Origin of the sequence: Hymenobacter saemangeumensis, assembly GCF_039541835.1 — a bacterium.
GTDB classification, from domain to species: Bacteria; Bacteroidota; Bacteroidia; order Cytophagales; family Hymenobacteraceae; genus Hymenobacter; species Hymenobacter saemangeumensis.
In genome coordinates, this window is record NZ_BAABGZ010000069.1 from 54162 (window position 1) to 75133 (window position 20972).

A 20972-nucleotide genomic window follows, 5' to 3' on the forward strand; every position below is an offset into this window, starting at 1 on the left:
GGCTTTTAGTCCGCGAACCGGGGCGGCCAGCGGGGCCGCTGCAATTCTCCAATCATCCAAACGCGGACTGAAAGTCCGCGCTACATTATGCCTGACTTATCCATAGACTTTGCCGGCATCAAGTCGCCAAACCCCTTCTGGCTGGCTTCGGCCCCGCCCACCAACTCGGGCTACCAGGTAATGAAAGCCTTCGACGCCGGCTGGGGCGGCGCAGTGTGGAAGACTTTGGGCGTGCCCGTCGTGAACGTATCGAGCCGCTACGGCGGAGTAAACTACCGCGACAAGCGCCTGGTGGGCTTCAACAACATCGAGCTGATTTCGGACCGCCCGCTGGCCGACAACCTGCGCGAGATTGAGGAAGTGAAAAAGCGCTTCCCCAACCACGCCGTTATTGCCTCCCTGATGGTGCAGAGCCGGCAGGAGTGGCACGACATCGTGCGCCAAAGCCAGGATGCCGGCGCCGACGGCTTCGAGCTCAACTTCGGCTGCCCGCACGGCATGTGCGAGCGCGGCATGGGCTCGGCGGTAGGGCAGGAGCCCAAGGTGCTGCAGATGATTGTGGAGTGGGTGATGGAAGTGGCCCAGAAGCCCGTCATCGTAAAGCTGACCCCCAACATCTCCGACATCACCGAGCCGGCCCAGGCCGCCCGCCGCGGCGGGGCCGATGCCATTTCGCTTATCAACACCATTCAAAGCATTGTAGGGGTTGATTTGGACAAGTTTGCGCCTTACCCCATCGTAGACGGCAAGGGCACCAACGGCGGCTACTGCGGCCCGGCCGTGAAGCCCATTGCCCTGAACATGGTGAAAAACTGCGCCCAGCACCCCGACGTGCGCCTGCCCATCTCCGGCATCGGCGGCATCGAGAACTGGCGCGACGCCGTAGAGCACATCCTGCTGGGAGCCAGCAGCGTGCAGGTTTGCACGGCTGCCATGCACTTCGGCTTCGGCATCATCCGCGAGATGACGGCCGGCCTGGAGCAGTACATGGTGGAGAAGGGCTTCAACACCATCTACGACTTCGTGGGCCGGGCCCTGCCCAATGTGAAGCATTGGGAAGACCTGAACATGAAGTACAAGGTGACGGCCAATATTCACGAGGACAAGTGCATTGGCTGCCAGCTGTGTTACACCGCCTGCGAAGACGGCGCCCACCAGGCCATTCGCCTGCGCGAAGGCACCCGCGTGCCGGAAATCATCGAGGAGAACTGCGTGGGCTGCAACCTCTGCTCGCTGGTGTGCCCCGTAGAGCAGTGCATTACCATGGAGCGCACCGACGCCGGCACCGAGCACCTCACCTGGAAGGAGCGGGTGGAAGCCGGCACGGCCCCCACCGAGTTCAACGACGAGCAGGCCGGTGGCCGCCACCACTGGGTGCCCGAGCCCAGCGCCGCCCTGGGCAAGGAGCGCCACAAAACCCTGCCCGGCAAAGCCCGCGTGCTGAATGGGGAGACGGAAGTACCGGCCGAGGCGTAAGCCCGCGTTTGGGAATACCAAATGGAAGCCCACCCGCACAATGCGGGTGGGCTTTTGCTTTTTCTGCGCAGAATATTAAACCAGCGGGATTTTATCCGGTTTGTTATAAAATCTGAGAGTAATTGCGCCTATGAAAATTCTTTTAGTTGAAGATGAGCCGGCGGTTGCAGCCTTCCTGCACCAGGGACTTACCGAGCAGCAGCATTCCGTAGACCTAGCCGCCGATGGCCTGTTGGGCCTGCACCGGGCCCAGACATCGGACTACGACTTAATTATTCTCGACCAGCTGCTGCCGGGCCTGAGCGGGCTGGACGTGTGCCGACAAGTGCGCTCCCACGACTCGGGGGTGCCTATTCTCATGCTTACCGCCCTGGGTGAGACCGACGACAAAATCCGGGGCCTTGACGCCGGAGCCGACGACTACCTGGTGAAGCCCTTCGCGTTTCAGGAGCTGCTGGCCCGCATCCGGGCACTGGCCCGGCGGCGCCACGAGGCCCCGGCTGCCGCAGCCGTGCTGCGCCTGGCCGACCTCACCCTCGACCCGCAGGCGAAGCGCGTGGAGCGGGCCGGGCAGGGCATTCAGCTCACGGCACGGGAGTTTGCCCTGCTGGAATACCTGCTCCGCCACCAGGGCCGGGTAGTTTCGCGGGTGAACCTGCTCGAAGATGTCTGGGAAACCAGCTTCGACACGGGCTCCAACGTCATTGACGTGTACATCAACTTTCTGCGCAAGAAAATTGATAAAGACTTTGAGCCCAAGCTCATCCATACCCTGGTAGGCATGGGCTACGTGATGAAGGAAGGCGCGTGAAGGGAGAATGATGAAGGGAATTATGAATTATGAATTATGAGTTATTGGGAGTTAGGCTTTATACTTAAAGAAGCATAATTGCTAAATCATAACTCATAATTCATAATTCAAAAAGGGATGTCTATCCGTCTGCGCCTTGCGCTACAGTTTGGAGCTATTCTGGCGCTGACGCTGCTGCTGTTTTCTCTGGTCATTTATTTTTCGACCTACCAGGCCCGGCGGGAGTCGTTTACGCAAAGCTTGTTTACCCGGGCCCGGGTGGTAGCGCACGTGTACGTAGATGGCCTGAACGGCGCCAGTGCCGAGCGCGAAGCCTCGTACCGGGGCTACCTGCGCCAGTTCTACCGCACCCTGCCCGAAGAAGAAGCCAGTGTGTACGACGCCCAGAACCGATTGGTATTTCGGGAAGGCCAGGCGAGCCATTCCCTGGCGGTGCCACGCGACTGGCTGAGTGATGTGCGCAAAACCGGGAAAGATGTACTCGAGCGCGGCTCCAACTACCACCAGACGGTAGGCCTGCTGTACCGCGACCCGGCGCGTGGCGATTTTGTCGTGGTTGCCTCATCGGTAGATGCCGATGGCCGGGACAAACTCAATAGCCTGCAGAAAATTCTCATAATCGGGTTGTTAAGCTCCCTGATTGTAGTCGGGATTGGTGGCTGGTTTTTTGCCGGCCAGGCCCTGCGCCCCGTGCGCCTGATGGTGGAAGAAGTAGATGGCATCACGGCCACGGACCTTACCAAGCGCTTATCGCAGGCCGAGGGCGTGGACGAGGTGTCTCTCCTGGCCCAGCGCTTCAACCAGCTGCTGGTCCGGCTCGAAACGGCCTTTGTGGGCCAGCGCACGTTTGTGCGCGATGCTTCCCATGAGCTTCGCACGCCCCTGGCCGCCCTCATCGGGCAGCTGGAGGTAACGTTGCTGCTACCCCAGCGCAGCCCCGAAGAGTACCGGCGCGTGGTACAAGCCACGCTTGATTCGGCCCGCCGGCTGAACGACCTCACCAACGGACTCCTGCAGATTGCGCGGGCCTCAGATGACCCCGCCCTGCTGCCCATGGCGCTGCTGGATTTGGATGAGCTGTTGCTGCAGGCCCACGAAGAAGTACACCGGCGTTATCCCACCACCTGGGTAGATTTGGACTTTGTTGAGGTAGGGCGTCGTACCCGTCCCCGTCCCTACCGCGTGAAGGGCAACGAGGCCCTGTTGTTGGCCGCAGTGCTGAATGTATTGGACAATGCCTGCAAGTTTACGGGGCAGCAAAGTGGCAAGCCCATTGTAGCAACACTCACGGCGATGGAGACGAAAGTGCGCCTGGAAGTGCAAGACCAGGGCCCCGGTATGAGTGCTGCGGATGTAGAGCAGGTATACGTGCCTTTCTTCCGGGCCGAAGCTACCCGGGCAATTCCCGGACACGGCATTGGCTTGCCGCTTACTTACAAAATAATGGCGCTGCACTGCGGCAGTATTGTGGTAAGCAGTACACTGGGAAAGGGAACAACTGTACAGCTGGAGCTACCAATGAATTGAGCAGTATCTGCTTGCTCCGAATAGATTAAAAATAAATGAATTTTTAATGCCCTTTTAACTTGGTTTTAACAGGGCATTAAGCCCGTACCCGTAGTGTTGTTACGTCAACTATCGACGTCAGTAACTTATCAAGTTAAAATTGTATTATGTCGCTTCCTCAATCGGCTCCGCCGTTACCAAATAAAAATCCCATTAAAAAAGAATTCGCAACCAACAAACCGGGTATGTTTGGCAGTGTAGGGCGGGACCTGCCAGCCGGACTGGTTGTGTTTCTGGTGGCGCTGCCGCTGTGCCTGGGGATTTCGCTGGCTTCGGGTGCCCCTCTGCTGGCTGGGATGATTACGGGCATAGTAGGGGGGGTAATGGTAAGCTGGTTGAGCGGCTCGGCCCTGAGCGTGAGTGGGCCGGCGGCTGGTCTGACCACCATTATGCTTTCGGCGCTTGCTACGCTGGGCTCGTTTCCGGCAGTGCTAACGGCTACCGTCGTGGCTGGGGTTATTCAGGTACTGCTGGGTACCTTGAAGGCGGGCATCATCGGGATGTATTTTCCGGTAAACGTGATTCGGGGCATGCTGGCTGCTATCGGCCTGACGCTTATTCTGAAGCAGATTCCCCACTTTCTGGGTACCGATGCCGACTATTTCGAAGACATGGATTTTCTGCAGTTCAACGGGCAGAACACGTTTACCGCCATCGCCAATGCGGCCAAGCACATTGCTTTGGGCTCCGTAATTATTGGCGTGGTTTCGCTGCTGCTGCTGCTGCTGTGGGATACCAAAGCCATCAAACGACTGTCTTTTACCAAGCTGGTTCCCGGCGCGCTGATTGCCGTAATCGTATCTATTCTCCTCAATGAGCTGTTTAAAAGCTCGTTTCCGGCGCTGCAGATAAAGCCCCAGCACTTAGTTCGTCTGCCCGTGGTGTCATCGTTTGGGGAGCTGCTGGCCGAAATGTCGTCGCCCGACTGGAGCTTTCTGACCAAGTCCAAGACCTATCTGGTAGCGGGCACCATTGCCATTGTGGCCTCACTGGAAAGCTTGCTGAGCGTGGAGGCGGTTGACAAGCTGGACCCCCACAAGCGCACAACGCCGCCCAACCGGGAGCTTATGGCCCAGGGGGCTGGCAACATCGTGGCTGGCCTTTTGGGCGGCTTGCCCCTGACGGCCGTTATTGTGCGCTCCTCGGCCAATATCAACGCCGGCGGCCAAACCAGGCTTTCGGCCTTTTTTCACGGCCTGCTGCTGCTTACCAGCTTATTGTTCCTCGCCTCGCTGCTGAATCTGATTCCCCTCTCGGCGCTGGCTGCGGTGCTGCTGGTGGTGGGATATAAGCTCACCAAGCCTGCGCTCTACGCCATGCAGTGGCGCCTGGGCTGGTCGCAGTTTATACCGTTTATTGTGACCATCGTGGCCATATTGTTTACCGACCTGCTCAAAGGCGTGGGCATTGGCTTGGCCATAGGTTTCTTCTTTATTCTTAAGGCCAATGCCGAAGCCGCTTTTATTGTCGACGACACCGAAACCCAGCCCGGCTGCCATTACCTGCGCTTGTCGGAGCATGTATCGTTTCTCAACAAAGCCAGCATTGTGCAGGCCCTGGAGCGCATCCCGCACAACTCCCGGGTAATTCTGGACGGTAGCAAGTCACAGGTTATCGACCACGACGTGCTGGAAGCCATTGAGTCATTCCGCATTGCCGCACCAGAGCGAGGCATCGATGTGGAGCTGCGAGGTATCAGGCACGTAGAAGTGGCTGGCCATTAACGCGTAATTTTTGCAAATTCTATAGCCTTTTCACGTAAACAGCACAAATTAAGCTTTTTCTTCCTTTTATATGGACCACATTCTGGAAGGCAACCGCCGTTGGGTAAGCAGCAAGCTGGCCGAAGACCCCGAGTATTTTCATAAGCTGGCCGTAGGCCAGAAGCCGCGCTATCTGTTTATTGGCTGCTCCGACTCGCGGGTGCCGGGCAGCGCCATTACCGGCACCGGCCCTGGCGAGATGTTTACCCACCGCAACATCGCCAATGTGGTGGTGAACACGGACATGAATTTGCTGTCGGTGTTGCAGTATGCCGTGGAGGTGCTTGCCGTTGAGGTTATCCTGGTGGTAGGTCACTACGGCTGCGGCGGGGTAGCCGCTGCTGCTTCGAGCAAGCAGTATGGCCTGATAGATAACTGGCTCACCAATGTGCGCGATGTAGTGCGCCTGCACGAAACCGAGCTGTTGCGTATCCAGGACCCCACCGAGCGCCTGCGCCGCCTGGTTGAGCTCAACGTGATTGAGCAGGTGCGCAACCTGGCCAAAACCAGCATCATCCAGAATGCCCGTAAGAAGCCCAATCCGCCCAAGCTGCACGGCCTGGTATACGACCTGCACGAGGGGCTGCTGAAAGACCTGGAGGTAGATACAGAAGAGCTCAACGAATTTGCTCACATTTACAGCACCGATTTGCCCAAGGAACCCGAACAGGGGGCGGACGCTTCCCAGAAAGCGGGGGCATCGAAGAAAGCAAAGACAGATGACTGATAGAATTGTATCGTTCTGAATGCACTTAGTAGCTGAAGCTTACACTCACCAAGCAAAAGCATTAAAAAAGGCCGCTGAAACATCAGCGGCCTTTTTCGTGAGTTAGCTAAGTAAAGCAGGATGCTACCACTTAATTTACCCTGCTCTGTCATTTGTACGGCCGCCATTACGGGCAACAGCGGCATTGCTTGCAGCCGGCTTAGCAAACTCTAGGGGTGGCCGGCCACAGTTATTACCTAAGTGCGCTGCTGCAGGTATAAAAGCCATAAAATATACTTTCCACAACCCTTTGGGAGCTTACGAATGAATACTGCAGCATGTGCCATGCGCTGGGAACAGCTCACCTCATCTTTTATGCCCGATAGTCAGCGGCGTACGGAGGTTTTACATAAGCTGATGGCTGCTTACCAGGCCCCGGAGCGTCATTATCATACCCTGGCCCATATTGGCGCTCTGCTGAACCGGGCAGAGCAGGTACAACTCCTCGACCCGGACGTAGTAAAGCTGGCCATCTGGTTTCATGACGCCGTTTACAATGCCCTAAAGTCAGACAATGAAGCCCGCAGTGCAGCATGGGCGCTGGATTTTCTTACATACTCGACGCTGGAGCCATCCCGGTGCCGGCGGGTAGCCTACTTGATTGAGCGCACCCACGACCATACCCAAGCCCAACCTCCTGATGACGCTGACCTGCTATTCTTTCTGGACGCCGACCTGAGCATACTGGGCGCCCCGGAGCCTGACTACTGGGAGTATGCCCGGCAAGTGCGGAGGGAATACCGGGTGGTGCCCGATGTACTGTACCGCCCGGGACGCTGTAAGGTGCTGGAAAAAATGCTGGCTACCCCAAAGCTGTTCCGCACGGCTGAAATGCACGAAAAACTGGAAGCTAGCGCCCGTCGGAACTTGCAGGCCGAGTTGCAGGCCTGGAAGGGTACAGGACTGCCACAAGGCTAATGGGTGGCCAACAGCTGCTGCTTCAGCCAGCGCTTGGCGGCAGCAATGCTGTTGTGCTGGGCCGGCACGATGGAATAGGCCGAATTGGCGTTGGTATTGGCAATGTAGGTATCGACCGACATTTGCCCGAATACACTTTCGGGGCGAACAAAGCAGAGGTGGCGCACGCCCGCCCGGAAAGCCCGCAGGTTCCAGTCGGTGGCCAGCCACTGCTGGTCATCGGGTTTGACGGCGCTGAAGTGGCGGGTGTCGCATATCCATCCCAGGGGCTGGGTTCGACCGGTTTGTTCCGTATAGAGCGCAAGGCCCCGGTCTTTCAGACTACGCAGCTGCTGGCTATTGGCAAAGCCGTGCCACTGCACAACAATGCAGGGAACGTCGTTGGCCAACAGAATGGCTCCGTAAGGCTCAGAGTGTAGGATGCTGTGGGGCATCAGCAGACAGGCAGGATACAACGGCCCCTGGAGTGAGTGGCCGGATAGGTAGTAGACGCAGTACGGTAGGTATTAATACTGAGTTGTGCAAAGTTGAAGTTTTTTTGAGAAACATGCAAGCAGGCCCTCACGAAAGCGAAGTTTTTTGGCCTCTGCCGGCGCCCAGGCGACCTTTTCGAACAGTATCTTTGTTGATTATTCCAGCTGATTTATTAATCAGCGGAATCCCGTTTATCAGCATAAATCAGCGATTGTGAAGGTTTGTATTGCCGAAAAGCCCAGCGTGGCCCGCGAAATAGCCACCGTGCTGGGCGCCTCCCGGCGCCTCGACGGTTACTACGAAGGCAATGGCTACCAGGTGACCTGGACGTTTGGCCACTTCTGCCAGCTGAAGGAGCCCGACGACTACGACCCAACCTGGAAGCGCTGGAGCCTGCACAGCCTGCCCATGGTGCCCAGCACCTTTGGCATCAAGCTCATGCGCAGAGACGAAGGCGTAGTGAAGCAGTTTCACACCATCAAGAAGCTGGTTGACGAAGCCGACGAGGTTATCAACTGCGGCGATGCCGGGCAGGAAGGCGAGGTTATCCAGCGCTGGGTGCTGATGGAGGCCAAGTGCCGCAAGCCCGTGAAGCGCCTGTGGATTTCGTCCCTGACCGAAGAGGCTATTCGGCAAGGTTTTGCCAACCTGCGCGACGGCAAGGAGTTCGACTCGCTCTACCAGGCCGGCAAGAGTCGCGCCGTGGGCGACTGGCTGCTGGGTTTAAACGCTACCCGGCTGTTTACTCTGAAATACACCAGCTTCAACGACAAGCAGCTGCTGAGCATTGGCCGGGTGCAGACGCCCACCCTGGCTTTGCTGGTGGACCGCTACCACGAAATCCGCAACTTCAAGCCCGAGCCTTACTGGGTGCTGCGCACCGAGTACCGCGGCACCATGTTCAGCCACGTGGCGCCGCCCAAGCAGGCTAAGGCCGCCGATGACGAGCCCGATGAGAAAGCCCGCCTCAAGGCTCTGGGGTACTTCGTGAGCGAGCAGGAAGCCCAGCAGGCGCTGGAGGCTGTGCGCCCGGCTCCACTGGTGGTCACCAGCATCGAAATCAAGAAGGGGCGCGAGGCCCCGCCCCGGCTGTTCGACCTGACCTCGCTGCAGGTGCAGTGCAACAACCAGCTGGGCCTCTCCGCCGAAGATACGCTGAAAATTGTGCAGGGCCTGTACGAGAAAAAGGCCGTCAGCTACCCGCGTGTGGATACCACCTTTCTGCCCGACGACCAGTACCCCAAGATTCCCGGTATTCTGCGCGGCATCGGCTACGACAGCCTGACGGCGCCGCTGCTGGCTGCCAAGATTCCCAAGACGCCGAAGGTGTTCAACAACAGCAAGGTGACTGACCACCACGCCATTATTCCCACCGGCGCGGCCGGGCCGGGCGGGGGCATGGAAAGCAGCGTGTACGACATTATCGCCCGGCGCTTCATTGCCGCCTTTTACCCCGACTGTGAGGTAAGCAACACGACGGTGCTGGCGGAGGCAGCCGGCTACCCCTTCCGGGTGCGGGGCCGGCAGATTCTGAGCCCCGGCTGGCGCGTAGTGTACGGCAACCCCGAAGAGCAGACCCCACCCCCCAGCCCCCTCCCCGCTGGGGGAGGGGGAGCCAAATCCGGCAGTGAGGGAGAAGGCGACGACGTGGTCAGCACCATCCTGCCCAGCTTCGTGCAGGGCGAAAGCGGCCCCCACCAGCCCCGGCTCGACAGCAAGGTGACCCAGCCCCCGAAAGAATACACCGAAGCCATGCTGCTGCGCGGCATGGAAACGGCCGGCCGCAACATCGACGACGAGGAGATGCGACAGGCCATGAAGGAAAACGGCATTGGCCGCCCCAGCACCCGCGCCGCTATTATCGAAACCCTGTTCAAGCGCAACTACATCCGGCGGGAGAAAAAGCGTATTGTGCCCACACCCACCGGCATCGAGCTGATTGGCCTGATTCGCAACCCCACACTAAAGTCGGCCGAGCTGACCGGGCAGTGGGAGCGCAAGCTGCGCCAGATTGAGAAGGGCGAACTGTCGTCGGAAGTGTTTCTGCAGGAGCTTACTGGCCTGGTGCAGGAAATGGTGCAGGAAGTAAAGCAGGACGCCAGCGGACGGGCCGTAACGTCGTCGTCGGCCGGCGCTAACCCCACCCCCCCGGCCCCCCTCGCCACCGGAAGAGGGGGGAGCCAGACGGCATCGGGCGCTGTTGCGACCGTACCTAAAGCCGCGGCGAAGGTGCCCGGAGCTAATGGGCTGGGCTATTGCCCGGCTTGCAAGACCGGCCACATTTTGCGGGGCAAAACGGCCTTTGGCTGTGCCCGGTTCCGCGAAGGCTGCCAGTTCCGGCTGCCGGCCGAGGTGCAGGGCAAAAAGCTGAGCGACCCGCAGGTGAAAGCCCTGCTCGCCAAAGGCCGCACGCCCATCATGAAAGGCTTTGTGGGGGCCGACGGGCAGAAGTTCGACGCAGCCATCAGCCTCGATGCCAGCCAGCAGCCCACGCTGATTGTAGCGGCCGAGAGCAAGCCCAGCACGGCCACCGACCCGGGGCAGATTCCCTGCCCGGTATGCAAGCTGGGCACCATGCTCAAAGGCAAGGCGGCCTACGGCTGCTCCCGCTTCCGCGAAGACTGCCAGTTCCGGGTAGCCTTCGAGTGGGGCGGCAAGCAACTCAGCGAAACGCAAATCAAGCAGCTGCTGCGCCGCGGCGAAACCGGCGTTATTAAAGGTTTTGTCTCTTCTAAAACCGGCAAGAAGTACGATGCGGCACTGAAGGTAGAGGACGGGCGCGTGGTGCCGGTGTTTGTCTGAACCACGGATTGCCACGGATTTTTCGGATTTCACGGATTTTGTAGACGATTCCCTGAAGTCCCAAAACAAGAAAGGTCTCCCATTGGGGAGACCTTTCTTGTTTTGGTAAGCTAATGTCTTTACGTCCGCACCATTCACGAAATCCGTGAAATCCGTTTAATCCGAAAAATCCGTGGTTCAGACCATAATCGTCTACAAAATCCGAAAAATCCGTGGCAATCCGTGGTTCAGACAATTACTCAACCGCCAGCTTGCCGGGGTATACTACCCACTCGCCGTGCTCGCTTACCTGGTACTGGTAGATGCCCGGAGCCAGGCCGTTGCGGCTGATTTGCAGCTCCAGGCCGCGCAGGTGCTGCTGCTTACGCACTACCCGTCCCAGGGCATCGGTGATGGTAAGGGTAGCATCGGTGAGAGCCGGGCGGCCACTCAGGCGCAGCGTGGCCGTTTCCGAAACCGGGTTAGGTAGCAGCGTGGCGGTTACCCCGGCGCAGGTGGCACAGGCCGGGCGGGTACCCGAGATGTTGGTGATAAAGCCCGAGGCCACGGCGTGGCCATCGAAGCTGCCGCCCTGGTAGCGTGTGGGGCTGATAAAGGCGGGCAGGCTCACCAGCGGGTTCGCGGGGTTAACGGTGCTGGCCGAGCGCACGCCGCGCATGCCGCGGTGAGAGGTGCGGCTGGGGTCGCCGAAGCCGCCGTAGGTGCGGTCGGCCACCATGGCCCACTCGCGGTGCCGGCTCCAGTTGCCGCCCCGGTAGTTGGAGCCGCGGGCATCGGCGGCCAGGGGCCAGGTGGGTACGTTGTGGTCGCCGCTGGCGTCGAGCTCGCCGTCGCCGTTGTTGTTAAGGTTGAACTGTCCGGCATTGGTGGCAAAGCCGGCGTCGGTTTCGGCTACGGTGATGCAGCGCTCCCAGCAGTTGCCGCTCAGCTCCATCACGCCGTAGTAGCTGGCGCCGGCTTGCTCGCGGGTGGTATTGGCGCGGGCAAAAATGCCGTTGCGCAGGGGGCCGTCGCCACCATCGCCGCCCACGAAGGACACGTAGGGCGTGGCTCCGCTCACGTTGTAGGCGATGTTGGCCGTGGCATCGGTGGTTTCGGTGCCGTCTTCGGTGCCGCTGATGTTGGCGGCGCGGCCAATGGTGGTGCTGCCCCAGGCGAATTCGCCGGGCACCACGGTTTGCGGGCCACGGCAGGTTTTCTCATACTCCAGCTCCGTCATGGGGCGCAGGCCGGCCCAGTCCAGGTAAGCCGAGCCATCGGCCCAGATGAGGAAGTTGGCGGCCCGGTCGGGGCGGGCACAGCCGAAGGTGATGGGCTGGCTGGTGCCCATGCCCGAAGCCGGGGAAGTAATGGTGTTGCGGAAGGCCGTAGCAGCCGAGCTGGTGTTGGCCATCACGTAGATATTGCCGCCGGCCGGGCTGTCGCCGCTGATGTTGGTGGGCACGCGCCGAATCTGCTGCGCCCGGGTCAGGCTGTTGAGAAAGTCGGTGTACTGGCCCTGGCTGATTTCATACTTCATGCAGTAGGTGGCGGCAAAGCCTTTGGGGTAGTTGGCGCCCAGGGCGGTAGAGCCGCTGTAGCTAGTGCCGCCAATGGTCAGCTCGTTGCCGCTGCCGCCCGAGCCGGTTTCGTTTACCCAGCGGATGGCGCCGGCCGCCAGGGGCGCTTCGCTGGTAATGCGGGTCAGGGAGGAGCCCGCCGCCAGAAACTCATTGCTGGTGCTGGCCAAAGCGCCGGAGTTGATGTTGAAGCCACCTTCTGGTATGCGCACCATCTCCACCGCAAAAACCTTTACTTGAATGCTCTGAAAAACACTGGGCACCCCATCGGCGGCAGCATTCCAGCGCAGCTGCAGGTTCTGGGCAGAGAAGCTGCCCGAGCCCAGGGCAGCCCGGTATACAAAAACACCTTTGCCATCCAGCGCAGCATTGAGTACAGCCCCGCCCGGAACGGTGTGAGCTGCGTCGGAAGTGGCCAGTGTGGCGGTGTGCCACACGCCGCTGCCGGGAATGCGGTACTTCACGAATAGCCAGGCGGCGTCCCAGTTCTCGGAGTCGCGCCAGGAGTTTTCCCAGCTTACGTTTACGGCGATGTTGTACGCGGTAGAGCCGGCCGGTGAAAACCCGTTGTAAACCACCTCAAGGTTGTTGGCTTGCGCCGCTGCTAAGGGCAGGGCAGCGGCCAGGAGCAGGGTAAGAACTTTCTTCATAAAAAGGGGTGGAAGTGGAGAAAAGCCAGTAGGTAGTTCAATAAAAAGCAGTGCCCTACTTCCCGGTAAAGGTAAGAAAGGCACCACCTGCGATAAAGCTGTGGGGCTTACTTCTTTTTGAAAGTTAATTGGTAGCTGAAGCGAAAGTTGAACTGGTGGTTTTTATCGAAATCTGAGGCTGCCGAGGGCTCAATGCTCAGGCCGGTTTTTACTACCGGAAGATTGCCGCTCAGGAAGGCCATAGGCTTGCTTGGGTCGTGAAAGGAGACGGCAAATCCCCCCAGCAGGAAACGTCCGTCGACCTTTCCCAATCCTGTTCCGATGCCCTGGCGCAGGGTATAGGTACCCAGCGCATTCATACCGCTGCCAATGTCGACTTGCCCGAATAACTTGGGGCGTGCGCCCAGCCAGAGCATAAAGTCAGGCATCGCGGTTCTCCACTCCGCGGTGGGCTGGTTTTGGTCGGCAGCCGGATAGTTTAGCTCACCAAAATGCAGCCCGATGCGGTAGCCAAAGCCAAAGCCCCGCAGGGGTGCCCGCTCGCCGGCAATAAACGGGTTGAAGGAATACAAAGGCAGGCTGGAGGTATAGGTACTCGGAGCAGCGTTGGGGTTGCTCCGGTTGATGATGCGCACCGACTGGCGCTCACTACCCGTCCACGCACCCAGGCCAACCGTGGCGGGCTGGCCGTTCTGCTTGGGGTTGAAGGTATATGCGACCTCGCCTCCGGCCACCCGGTAGCTATGCTGGTATAAGGCCTCGTACTGCACGGTGCCACAACCATTCGTGTTGACAATCGACTCATCGTACCAGCCCTGCCGGCTGCCCAGGCTAATGCGCAGGCTCCGTCCGGGAGCCTCTTCGGTGGTGGGTGCAGCCGGGCGTGCGGGGGCGGGGCTGCGAGCGGGCGTGGGCTCTACCTGGCTGGTGAGCAGCACAACCGAAGCCAGGGCCAGCGGCAGGGCTGCCAGGCGGGTACGGCCAGAAGTTGTGTGAGCCTGGGTGCTGCGGAGCACAAAGGCGCCGCCTTCCAGTACCAGCACGGCCAGGAGCAAGGCTTTCACGACCATAACTTCGGGAACAGTTAGCGCGCCGGGGCCGAGTGCGGCTGCCAGCGCCAGCAGCCCCAGCACGGCCAAAAGGTTGCGCATCGGCGAGCTGGCTGGTGGCGCAGGCTGCTCCACCCCGGGGACGGCGGCCGTGCGCCGCCAATGCCAGCCAAGCAGGCCCAGCAGGGCGCAGGGAAGCAGTATCCACTGCAGCTCCATCATTTCCAGGCCGGCAAAGCGTACCGGCGTGGCTGCTACCGGCTCTCCGGCGGGGTCGCGCAGAAACTCACTACCAAAGCGCCCCAGCAGCAGCAGGCTTAGCTGCAGCAGTGCCCTGCTTCCAGCCGGCCAGGGCTTGTGCCGGACGCCCCACAGCGCCGCAGCCGTAAGCAGGCACGCAGCCAGCATGAGCAGCTGCGTTGGGGCCACGGGCAGGGAGTGTGGAGCGGTAGCGGGAATAAGGCCGGCCCCCAGCTGGGCCCACCAGGCCGGTAGGGCTAACAGCTCCAAAGCAGCAGCCCGTGAGCAGGCAGCCTACGCACTGCACAGCCAGCCCCAGTGCCTGGGGCAGGGCCAGGGCATCGAATACCGACCAGCCCAGGCCCAGCCAGCGCCGCAAGGCCAGCACGGCCAGCCCACCGCTCACGGCGCCACCCAGCACCGACCGGGCCGTATCCACAGGCCAGGGCTGCCCTTGCAGCAGGGGCAGCCACGATGCTGCAGGAATGGTAATGAGCTTGGTACCAACGATAAATGCCAGCAGCCAGCAGGCCAGCAGCACCAGCCAGGGGCGAAGGGGGTACCGCCGCCTGTGCCCTTCATACAAGGCAAGCAGCAAGGTGGTGAGCACGGCCAGCACGTAAAACGTGGTGTAATAGCCGTGCCCGTGTGGGTCGGGAAGGTGCATGATGGTAGCAAGAAGGCAGCGCCTGGCGAATAGCAGCCAGAAAGCTAAGCTATTGTGCCAGCTTCGGTGGGCCTAGGTAAACTTCCTGTAAAGATGACTTCTCCAGTCGGCCCTATGTACTATAAGTGCTAAGAGAAGAGAAGCTTGCCGAGTCGGAAAAGGACATTACAAACGCTGGAGTACTGCCGCACAGGCTTGGTCAGCTGCTGAGTTACACAGCTGCTCACTGAAAGCGGCCGAAGGTAGCTTTGGGCTTGAGGTAGAGGTAAGGTATGCTGGCTTAGTTCTGGGCTTTAACCCAGCGACCGCGCCAGGTGAAGCCGTCTATGCTGAGCTCTATCGTATAAAGGCCTGCTGCGAGGGCCGGGGCAGCGAGCAGAATGCGCGACGGGCCGGCGGGCAGTACCACCGCCTGCTGGTGTACCACCCGGCCGGCCACATCGTGCACCAGCAGGGTTGCGGCCTGGGCTTGTCCGGCGCTCAGCTGCAGAACGGGGGCCGCGCCGGGGTTGGGTACCAGCGTCAGGGGCAGGGCCGGGTATCCGGTGCGGGTGCCGGTTATTACGCCCAGCTGCCCGCTGTCGTTAATGGTCTGCGCATAGATGCCGTCGTCGGTGCGGCGGTCGGCCCACACCACCACCAGCTGGTTGCTGGCATAGGGCAGGGCCGAGTAGTTGAGCTTCTCGCTGGCGGCGCTGCTGAGAATGATGTTGCCGCTGCCCGTGGGAAAGGTGCCGGTGGCGCCGCTGTAGCTGAGGCGGGTGGCGGCCAGCAGGCGGTTGAGCGCAGACGTGTTTTGGGTGTACACCACAATGAGGCCGGCTCCGGTATCGCGCAGGGCCTGGGCCGAATACAGCGAGGCGTCGATGCCAAACACCTCCACGCCGGTGCTGGCCTGCGGGCCGGTGCTCAGCACGGCACCGGTGTTGGGATTCAGGCGCTGAAACGCAATGCCCGACTGCGACTGGCTGGTGTTGGTAACGGTGAGGGCCACATACAGCTCATTTTGGGAGGGCACATACTGCAGGCGGCCGTCGAAGCGGGCCGTGGCGGTACCGGCCAGGGCGGGGGTGCCGGAGGTGCTCCAGGTGCTGCCGTCCTGCCGCACGCGCTGCACGTACACGTCGCCCAGGCTGGCGCTGGCGGGGTTGCCGCTGTTGAAGGCCACAAAGTAGCCGCCCAGGCCGTCGCTGATGGGCTCGGGGAAAAAGGCAAAGCCAATGGCCTTGTCGCTTACGGCCGTGGGGCTGGCCCAAACGGCCGTGCCGCTGGCATCGAAGCGCTGGGCAAACATGGTGGATACGCCCAGGCCGGCGCCGCTGCGCCGCACATAGTGCAGCAGCACGTCGTCGGTGCCGGTGGGCAGGGGCTTGGGGCGCTCAATGCTGGCGCTGGCATCCTGCAGGCGCATGGGAGTGGCCCAGAGAGCCGTGCCGGCCGGCGAAAACTTCTGAATCGCCACCGCCGGACGCCCGGTACCACTCGAGTTCCAGGCTACCACCACGTTGCCGCTGTTGAGCACGGCAATGGCCGGTGCCAGCCCGGAGGTAGCCGCTGGGTCGAGCAGCTGAATGCCGTTGGCTCCCCACAGCTGGGTGCCCGATGGGCTGATTTTGTACACCACACACTGCGTGTTGCTGCCCGAGCGGGTGTCCTGGAAAGCCAGGATGGCATTGCCGGCAGCATCGCTCTTCAGGTCGTAGCGGTACAAGGCAGTCGACTGCGGGTTGGCACTGACCAACAGGCCATTTGGCCCCAGGGTCTTGTTGCCGTTGCGGTCGAGCAGCTGCACTCGCATTATGTAGCTGCTGCCAGGAGCCTGCTCAAACCACGATACCCAGGTGCCACCCGTAGGCCCGGGAGCCGACATGGGCGTGGCCTCGGTCACTCCGGCCAAGTCCTGCACGGCAGTGTTGAGGGCGGCGTTGTTGGTCCACTGGGCCTGAGCAGTCAGAACGCAGGCTGAGAACAGGAGACTGGGTAAAAGCTTTTTCATGCGTGCAGAGTAAGGTGATGAATGGGTAGGTTATCTGGCTACTACGGGCAGTACCGACGTGCTTTCGTGGCCAGCCGCATCCACCGATGCCACGCCAAAGATAAAATTGTCTTTATTCAATGGCAGGTCGATGCTCGGGCTAGTTACCTGGTAGCGCGTTTGCCACTGCGGGGCGCTGGTTTCGCGCACCAGCACCACATAGCCCGCGGGTTTGGGGACGCCGGTGGGAGCCTGCCAGCGCAGCTGGGTGCGGTTGGTGAGCTCAGCCGTGAGCACTTCTACTTTCTGGGGTGCGGGCGGGGCCAGGGCCAGGCTGGCCATGGTGGCCAGGTTCACGCCGGCGTTGCGGCGCAGGTAGGCAAAGTCTACGCCCTCAACAACGTCGCCGTAGGGCCGGCCTTTCTCGGTGCGCAGGTCCTGGTGCTGGTGGGTGAAGTCCTCGTTCATTTCCGTGAAGCGCACCGCCGCGAAGCCCTGCTGGTTGAAGGGCGTGTGGTCGCCGCCGCGCAGGAACCGGTCGGGGCGGTATTCGAGCACCACCTGGTGGCCCCTGCCGTAGAGCTGGGCCGTGCGCTGGATGTAGCGGGCCAGCTGCCGGCTGGGCGAGTCGTTCTCGCTGCTGAGCTGCCGGCGCTGGGCGGCCTGCTCCGGCGTTTCCGCGGCTGGCACGCCTTCGCTGAAGATGCGCACGTGGTTGGCATCCACAATTTCCGGGTCGTGGCCCCGGGAGTTGCCCACAATGTCGTTGTTGAGCATAGCCACCAGGTTCCAGCCTTCTTTTTTCGCACGCTCGGCCAGGTGGCGCGAGCCGTACAGGCCCTGCTCTTCGCCCTGCACGGCCACAAACTTGAGGGTGCAGGGAAACTGCTGGCCGGCCAGTACCCGGGCCAGCTCCATCACCACGGCTACGCCGCTGCCGTCGTCGTTGGCGCCGGGCGCGTCGGCCGTGGCATTCATCACGTCGCTTACCCGCGAGTCGAGGTGGCCGCTCACGAGCAGCACGCGGGTGTCGGTGGGGTCGGTGCCGGGCAGGGTGGCCAGCACGTTGGCCATCAGCACCGACTTGTTGATGCGCCGCCCGTCGGGCCGCACCGTGAAGGTGTCCATCTCCACCTTTAGGCGGCCGCCGCTGGCTTTGCTGTACTTCTGGAATTCGTCGAATACCCAGCGCCGGGCAGCCCCGATGCCTCGCTTGGGGTTATCGGTTTCGCTCAGGGTGTGGCGGGTGCCAAAAGCCACCATGCCCCGAATATCAGCTTCGAGGTTTTTAGCTGAGATGTCGTCCACCAGCTTTTGAATGGCCGGGTCGGCTTTGGGCAGGAGGGAGGCTGGCTTGGGCTGCGCCGCCACGGCAAAAGGAATAAAACAGAGCAGATAAGCGGATTTCATGCACATGAAACTGTGGTTGTTTGGTAATTAAACGAAGCTATGGCATCAGCCTGACGACCTCAGGCCCGCATCCTCTCATCGAACCATGAGAAAGCAGAGCAGGCCTTTAACGCAGCCGGGATGGCGCAGATGAGTGCTTACAAAATATTGCGTCGCTACTTCACCTGGGGCACAACAAGCCAGCTTTACGTATTGATACAGTAACAGACTACAAACAGGATGAAGCGGTAGATATAAACCAGCACCAGCAAAAAAGCCAGGGTATAAAGAATCCCTTTGGCCCAGCGCAGCAAGGCCCAGCGCTCCGGAAAAACCCGGCGGAAAAACAGACAGGCATAGGTCGTGCACAGCGCAAACATGAGGTTGGTGACCAGCACGTCGTCGAGCGTCCACCCAGTTCCGGGCAGCAGCTTGGCGGTCAGTGACAGCAACGACACTGCCGCAAACACCAGCAGTATCCCGCCAAAAAGGTATAGGCTCAGGCTAAGCCATTCCACGAAGTAGCGCCGCTGCCGCCAGAATAGCGCCCAAAGCGGTACGGCCAGCAGTGGCACAAAAAGAAATACCAGGCTTTTGGAATAGATATGGGCCGAGTTGGCGAACCGCTCCGCGAAGGTATCAGGGCTGGTGCCGGAGCCTGTTAGGTACTGCTCTACCAAACGTTGAGCCCAGGGCCCATAGAGCTGATTGGAAAGGTGGAACTGCAGCTTGGTTTCGAAAGGACTGAAGTGGCTGACACTGGCCAGAAGATAAAACAGCAGGTTGGTAATCAGAAAGAGCTGCACCGGAGGGGCATGCTTTACCCGACGGCCCTGCAGCCATTCGGCAGCCAGCCAGCCTGGGCGCCGTGCTTGGGCCCACAGGTCGCGGAGAACCCGCAGGTCGAAATGACTTAGTATATCCACGGCGTGCTCCACAAAATGGGCAAGCTTGTAGTCGTGCCGATGCAGCTGCTTCTCACCGCAGACATGACAGAACTCACCAGCCAAAAGGGTGCTGCAGCTGGCACAGGCAGGATTCACAGCAACGCCTGTATTAGAAAGGGAGGTAGACTTCATAGCCGCAATGATAAGGCCCGGCACCCACACCGCGGTGGCCGTTTTGCCGGGCGCTAACCACCCGCAGGATTGTACCTGCCCTCGGAAGTGGGCAAAAAAAAGCCCGTTGTGTGCAACAACGGGCTCTTGGATGACGGGAGGGAAAGACTTAGCCCCGACGATAAAACGGCTCGATGGTGCGGAAGTAAGGGTTTACGCCTTCCTCCGAGGTTTTGTCGAGCAGCATCAGGTCCACAAACTGGTAGTTGGCGGTCTGGCCCTGCAGCACGGGGCCCAGCTCCTGCAGGGAGGCCGGGTCGGCGGCGCTGCTTTCGAAAGCCAGCAGCAGGCGGGGCACGTCGGGGGCGTTCGCCATGGTCATCTGGGCCAGGAAGGCCGTTTCGATGTGGGCTTGGTTGGCAGCCCAGGCAGCAATGGAGTCGGCCAGGGCGGCGGGGTATTCTTCGGGCTGGCTCAGCAGCACCTGGGTGTCGCCGCTGGGCGGCATGGCGCCGGTGAGCTGCCCGGCAAGCAGGGCGGCCAGCTCGTCCTTGGGCAGCAGCTTGCCGGCGGGTGAGAAGGGGTTGAGCACGCAGTCCTGGCCCTGCACCATGTTGAAGAAAGCATGGCCCGGCACGCGCACGTAGCTAACGGGCTGGTCCTGGCCGCCATCGGTGAGGCGGGCGGGGGAGGTGAAGATGGGCAGCTTGCCGTCGCTGAGAATCTGCAGCTGAATTTCCTGCCCTTCGCTCAGGGTCACTTCGCCGGGCTGCATGCCTTCCTGGGGGGCCAGAATCATCAGAATCTCCTCCTGCAGCAGGGCCTGGTAGAACGCGGGGCGGGCGTTCTCATCGTTGGCAGCCAGCAGCAGGAGCTGCTCCAGCACGTTCTCGGGCTGGAAGGGCAGGGGCGGCGGGGTGGGCGCGGCATACACCGGCGGCGGGGGCGCCACCGGGGCGGGCGGCGCCACGTGCTTGGAGCCTTGGTAGCGCGGGCCAGTGGCCGGCTTGTCGGCCCCGGCGGGTGCCGAATTCGGAGTAGCTGGGGTAGCGGGAGTTGCCGGAGTCGCTGGTTTGTCTTCGGCTGGCTTATTCTTCAAAAAATCAAAAAGGCCCATAGGGTAGGAGTAGGTTAGTCGCGCAAATTACGGCGCAGCGCCAACTTTGGCGGTGCCCGGGCTTGCTTTTGTTTGAGAAACCGGCAGGAAGATTATGGCTTTACCTGCGGGCAGCCAACCAGCTGCTGCTGTACCTCGCGGATGGTGCGGGGCCGGGTTTCGTTGCCCCAGTGGCTTTCGATGTAATTAAGCAGATTGGTGAGCTTGGCCGGGCTTAGCTCGGGGTGGGCGGGCATTACCTGGTTGTAGAGCACCCCATTAACGGTAATCGGGCCGTGCTGGCCCTGGCGGATTAAGCAGGGCAGCTCGTCGCGGTGCTTCACTAGGTAGTCGGACCCCGCCAGGGGCGGAATCAGCCGGGCCAGGCCCTGGCCCTGGTCGCCGTGGCAGCTGGCGCAGTGCTCGGCGTAGAGGCGCTGGCCCTGGTTTTTCTTGTTGGAAAAGCAGCCCGCGGCCAGGAGGGTGAGAACGGCGCTGGCGAGAAACCTCACCCCCCAGCCCCCTCTCCGCAGGAGAGGGGGAGGCTGACGATTTATGGGGGTAGACTCTGTCATTTTTCGGAATTAGAAAGCGGTTTTTTGCGGCGAGCAGCCCAGCCGAATAGCTTCTCCAAGCACCAAGCACCAAGCACCAAGCACCAAGCACCAAGCACCAAGCACCAAGCACCAAGCACCAAGCACCAAGCACCAAGC

16 protein-coding genes are annotated in these 20972 nt (G+C 60.9%); 7 read left to right on the forward strand and 9 right to left on the reverse strand.

The window, feature by feature from the left end; all coding sequences use genetic code 11:
• The first annotated feature begins 87 nt into the window (after nt 1-87).
• From preA to ABD919_RS16715, 6 genes are all read left to right on the forward strand, one after another.
• A complete protein-coding gene (gene preA / locus ABD919_RS16690) occupies nt 88-1476 on the forward strand; it encodes an NAD-dependent dihydropyrimidine dehydrogenase subunit PreA (RefSeq protein ID WP_345237180.1) in 1389 nt (462 codons plus the stop codon).
• A 130-nt stretch (nt 1477-1606) separates the two neighbouring features.
• The gene (locus ABD919_RS16695) at nt 1607-2287 is read left to right on the forward strand and encodes a response regulator (protein WP_345237181.1); all 681 of its coding nucleotides are present in this window, start codon (nt 1607-1609) and stop codon (nt 2285-2287) included.
• A 117-nt stretch (nt 2288-2404) separates the two neighbouring features.
• Nucleotides 2405-3814, forward strand: coding sequence for a sensor histidine kinase (locus ABD919_RS16700; RefSeq protein WP_345237182.1), 1410 nt, complete (start codon nt 2405-2407; stop codon nt 3812-3814).
• A gap of 224 nt (nt 3815-4038) precedes the next feature.
• A complete protein-coding gene (locus ABD919_RS16705; protein ID WP_345237183.1) occupies nt 4039-5577 on the forward strand; it encodes a SulP family inorganic anion transporter in 1539 nt (512 codons plus the stop codon).
• Between the two features lie 70 nt (nt 5578-5647).
• Nucleotides 5648-6343 (forward strand): carbonic anhydrase, encoded by a 696-nt coding sequence (locus ABD919_RS16710; protein ID WP_345237184.1) that lies wholly within the window; start codon nt 5648-5650, stop codon nt 6341-6343.
• Between the two features lie 354 nt (nt 6344-6697).
• Nucleotides 6698-7300: an HD domain-containing protein gene (locus ABD919_RS16715; RefSeq protein WP_345237185.1), complete on the forward strand. Its 603-nt coding sequence runs from the start codon at nt 6698-6700 to the stop codon at nt 7298-7300.
• Here ABD919_RS16715 and ABD919_RS16720 read toward each other — a convergent pair.
• Entirely contained in the window at nt 7297-7734 is a 438-nt protein-coding gene (locus ABD919_RS16720; RefSeq protein ID WP_345237186.1) for a hypothetical protein, read from the reverse strand. The genes ABD919_RS16715 and ABD919_RS16720 overlap by 4 nt on opposite strands.
• A 253-nt stretch (nt 7735-7987) precedes the next feature.
• Between ABD919_RS16720 and ABD919_RS16725 the strand changes: the two genes are divergently transcribed.
• On the forward strand, nt 7988-10576 hold the full coding sequence (locus ABD919_RS16725; protein WP_345237187.1) for a type IA DNA topoisomerase: 2589 nt from the start codon (nt 7988-7990) through the stop codon (nt 10574-10576).
• 235 nt (nt 10577-10811) lie between these two features.
• Here the strand turns inward: ABD919_RS16725 and ABD919_RS16730 are convergent, their stop codons facing one another.
• The 8 genes from ABD919_RS16730 to ABD919_RS16765 all read right to left on the reverse strand — a co-directional run bounded on the left by ABD919_RS16730 (nt 10812) and on the right by ABD919_RS16765 (nt 20834).
• The gene (locus ABD919_RS16730) at nt 10812-12785 is read right to left on the reverse strand and encodes a T9SS type A sorting domain-containing protein (RefSeq protein WP_345237188.1); all 1974 of its coding nucleotides are present in this window, start codon (nt 12783-12785) and stop codon (nt 10812-10814) included.
• A 107-nt stretch (nt 12786-12892) separates the two neighbouring features.
• Complete coding sequence (locus ABD919_RS16735; RefSeq protein WP_345237189.1) at nt 12893-14242, reverse strand: hypothetical protein; 1350 nt, start codon at nt 14240-14242, stop codon at nt 12893-12895.
• Nucleotides 14124-14741 (reverse strand): prolipoprotein diacylglyceryl transferase family protein, encoded by a 618-nt coding sequence (locus ABD919_RS16740; RefSeq protein ID WP_345237190.1) that lies wholly within the window; start codon nt 14739-14741, stop codon nt 14124-14126. The genes ABD919_RS16735 and ABD919_RS16740 overlap by 119 nt, the downstream gene beginning before the upstream one ends.
• A 280-nt stretch (nt 14742-15021) precedes the next feature.
• Nucleotides 15022-16737, reverse strand: a complete 1716-nt coding sequence (locus tag ABD919_RS16745; RefSeq protein WP_345237191.1) for a hypothetical protein — start codon at nt 16735-16737, stop codon at nt 15022-15024.
• 30 nt (nt 16738-16767) lie between these two features.
• Nucleotides 16768-18126: a M20/M25/M40 family metallo-hydrolase gene (locus tag ABD919_RS16750; RefSeq protein ID WP_345237192.1), complete on the reverse strand. Its 1359-nt coding sequence runs from the start codon at nt 18124-18126 to the stop codon at nt 16768-16770.
• A 185-nt stretch (nt 18127-18311) separates the two neighbouring features.
• Complete coding sequence (locus tag ABD919_RS16755; protein ID WP_345237193.1) at nt 18312-19184, reverse strand: DUF3667 domain-containing protein; 873 nt, start codon at nt 19182-19184, stop codon at nt 18312-18314.
• 148 nt (nt 19185-19332) lie between these two features.
• Nucleotides 19333-20280 carry an enhanced serine sensitivity protein SseB C-terminal domain-containing protein gene (locus ABD919_RS16760; protein ID WP_345237194.1) on the reverse strand — a complete coding sequence of 316 codons (948 nt, stop codon included), beginning with the start codon at nt 20278-20280 and terminating at the stop codon, nt 19333-19335.
• Nucleotides 20281-20372: 92 nt separating this feature from the next.
• Nucleotides 20373-20834 (reverse strand): c-type cytochrome, encoded by a 462-nt coding sequence (locus ABD919_RS16765; RefSeq protein ID WP_345237195.1) that lies wholly within the window; start codon nt 20832-20834, stop codon nt 20373-20375.
• Between the last annotated feature and the right edge of the window lie 138 nt (nt 20835-20972).

What these genes read in the sequence shown, in the direction of transcription:
- ABD919_RS16750 (WP_345237192.1), bottom strand. Translation starts at nt 18,126, where the DNA reads ATGAAATCCGCTTATCTGCTCTGTTTTATTCCTTTTGCCGTGGCGGCG.
- ABD919_RS16760 (WP_345237194.1), bottom strand. Translation starts at nt 20,280, where the DNA reads ATGGGCCTTTTTGATTTTTTGAAGAATAAGCCAGCCGAAGACAAACCA.
- ABD919_RS16735 (WP_345237189.1), bottom strand. Translation starts at nt 14,242, where the DNA reads ATGCTGGCTGCGTGCCTGCTTACGGCTGCGGCGCTGTGGGGCGTCCGG.
- ABD919_RS16745 (WP_345237191.1), bottom strand. Translation starts at nt 16,737, where the DNA reads ATGAAAAAGCTTTTACCCAGTCTCCTGTTCTCAGCCTGCGTTCTGACT.
- preA (WP_345237180.1), top strand. Translation starts at nt 88, where the DNA reads ATGCCTGACTTATCCATAGACTTTGCCGGCATCAAGTCGCCAAACCCC.
- ABD919_RS16740 (WP_345237190.1), bottom strand. Translation starts at nt 14,741, where the DNA reads ATGCACCTTCCCGACCCACACGGGCACGGCTATTACACCACGTTTTAC.
- ABD919_RS16765 (WP_345237195.1), bottom strand. Translation starts at nt 20,834, where the DNA reads ATGACAGAGTCTACCCCCATAAATCGTCAGCCTCCCCCTCTCCTGCGG.
- ABD919_RS16715 (WP_345237185.1), top strand. Translation starts at nt 6,698, where the DNA reads ATGCCCGATAGTCAGCGGCGTACGGAGGTTTTACATAAGCTGATGGCT.
- ABD919_RS16730 (WP_345237188.1), bottom strand. Translation starts at nt 12,785, where the DNA reads ATGAAGAAAGTTCTTACCCTGCTCCTGGCCGCTGCCCTGCCCTTAGCA.
- ABD919_RS16755 (WP_345237193.1), bottom strand. Translation starts at nt 19,184, where the DNA reads ATGAAGTCTACCTCCCTTTCTAATACAGGCGTTGCTGTGAATCCTGCC.
- ABD919_RS16720 (WP_345237186.1), bottom strand. Translation starts at nt 7,734, where the DNA reads ATGCCCCACAGCATCCTACACTCTGAGCCTTACGGAGCCATTCTGTTG.
- ABD919_RS16695 (WP_345237181.1), top strand. Translation starts at nt 1,607, where the DNA reads ATGAAAATTCTTTTAGTTGAAGATGAGCCGGCGGTTGCAGCCTTCCTG.
- ABD919_RS16710 (WP_345237184.1), top strand. Translation starts at nt 5,648, where the DNA reads ATGGACCACATTCTGGAAGGCAACCGCCGTTGGGTAAGCAGCAAGCTG.
- ABD919_RS16700 (WP_345237182.1), top strand. Translation starts at nt 2,405, where the DNA reads ATGTCTATCCGTCTGCGCCTTGCGCTACAGTTTGGAGCTATTCTGGCG.
- ABD919_RS16705 (WP_345237183.1), top strand. Translation starts at nt 4,039, where the DNA reads ATGTTTGGCAGTGTAGGGCGGGACCTGCCAGCCGGACTGGTTGTGTTT.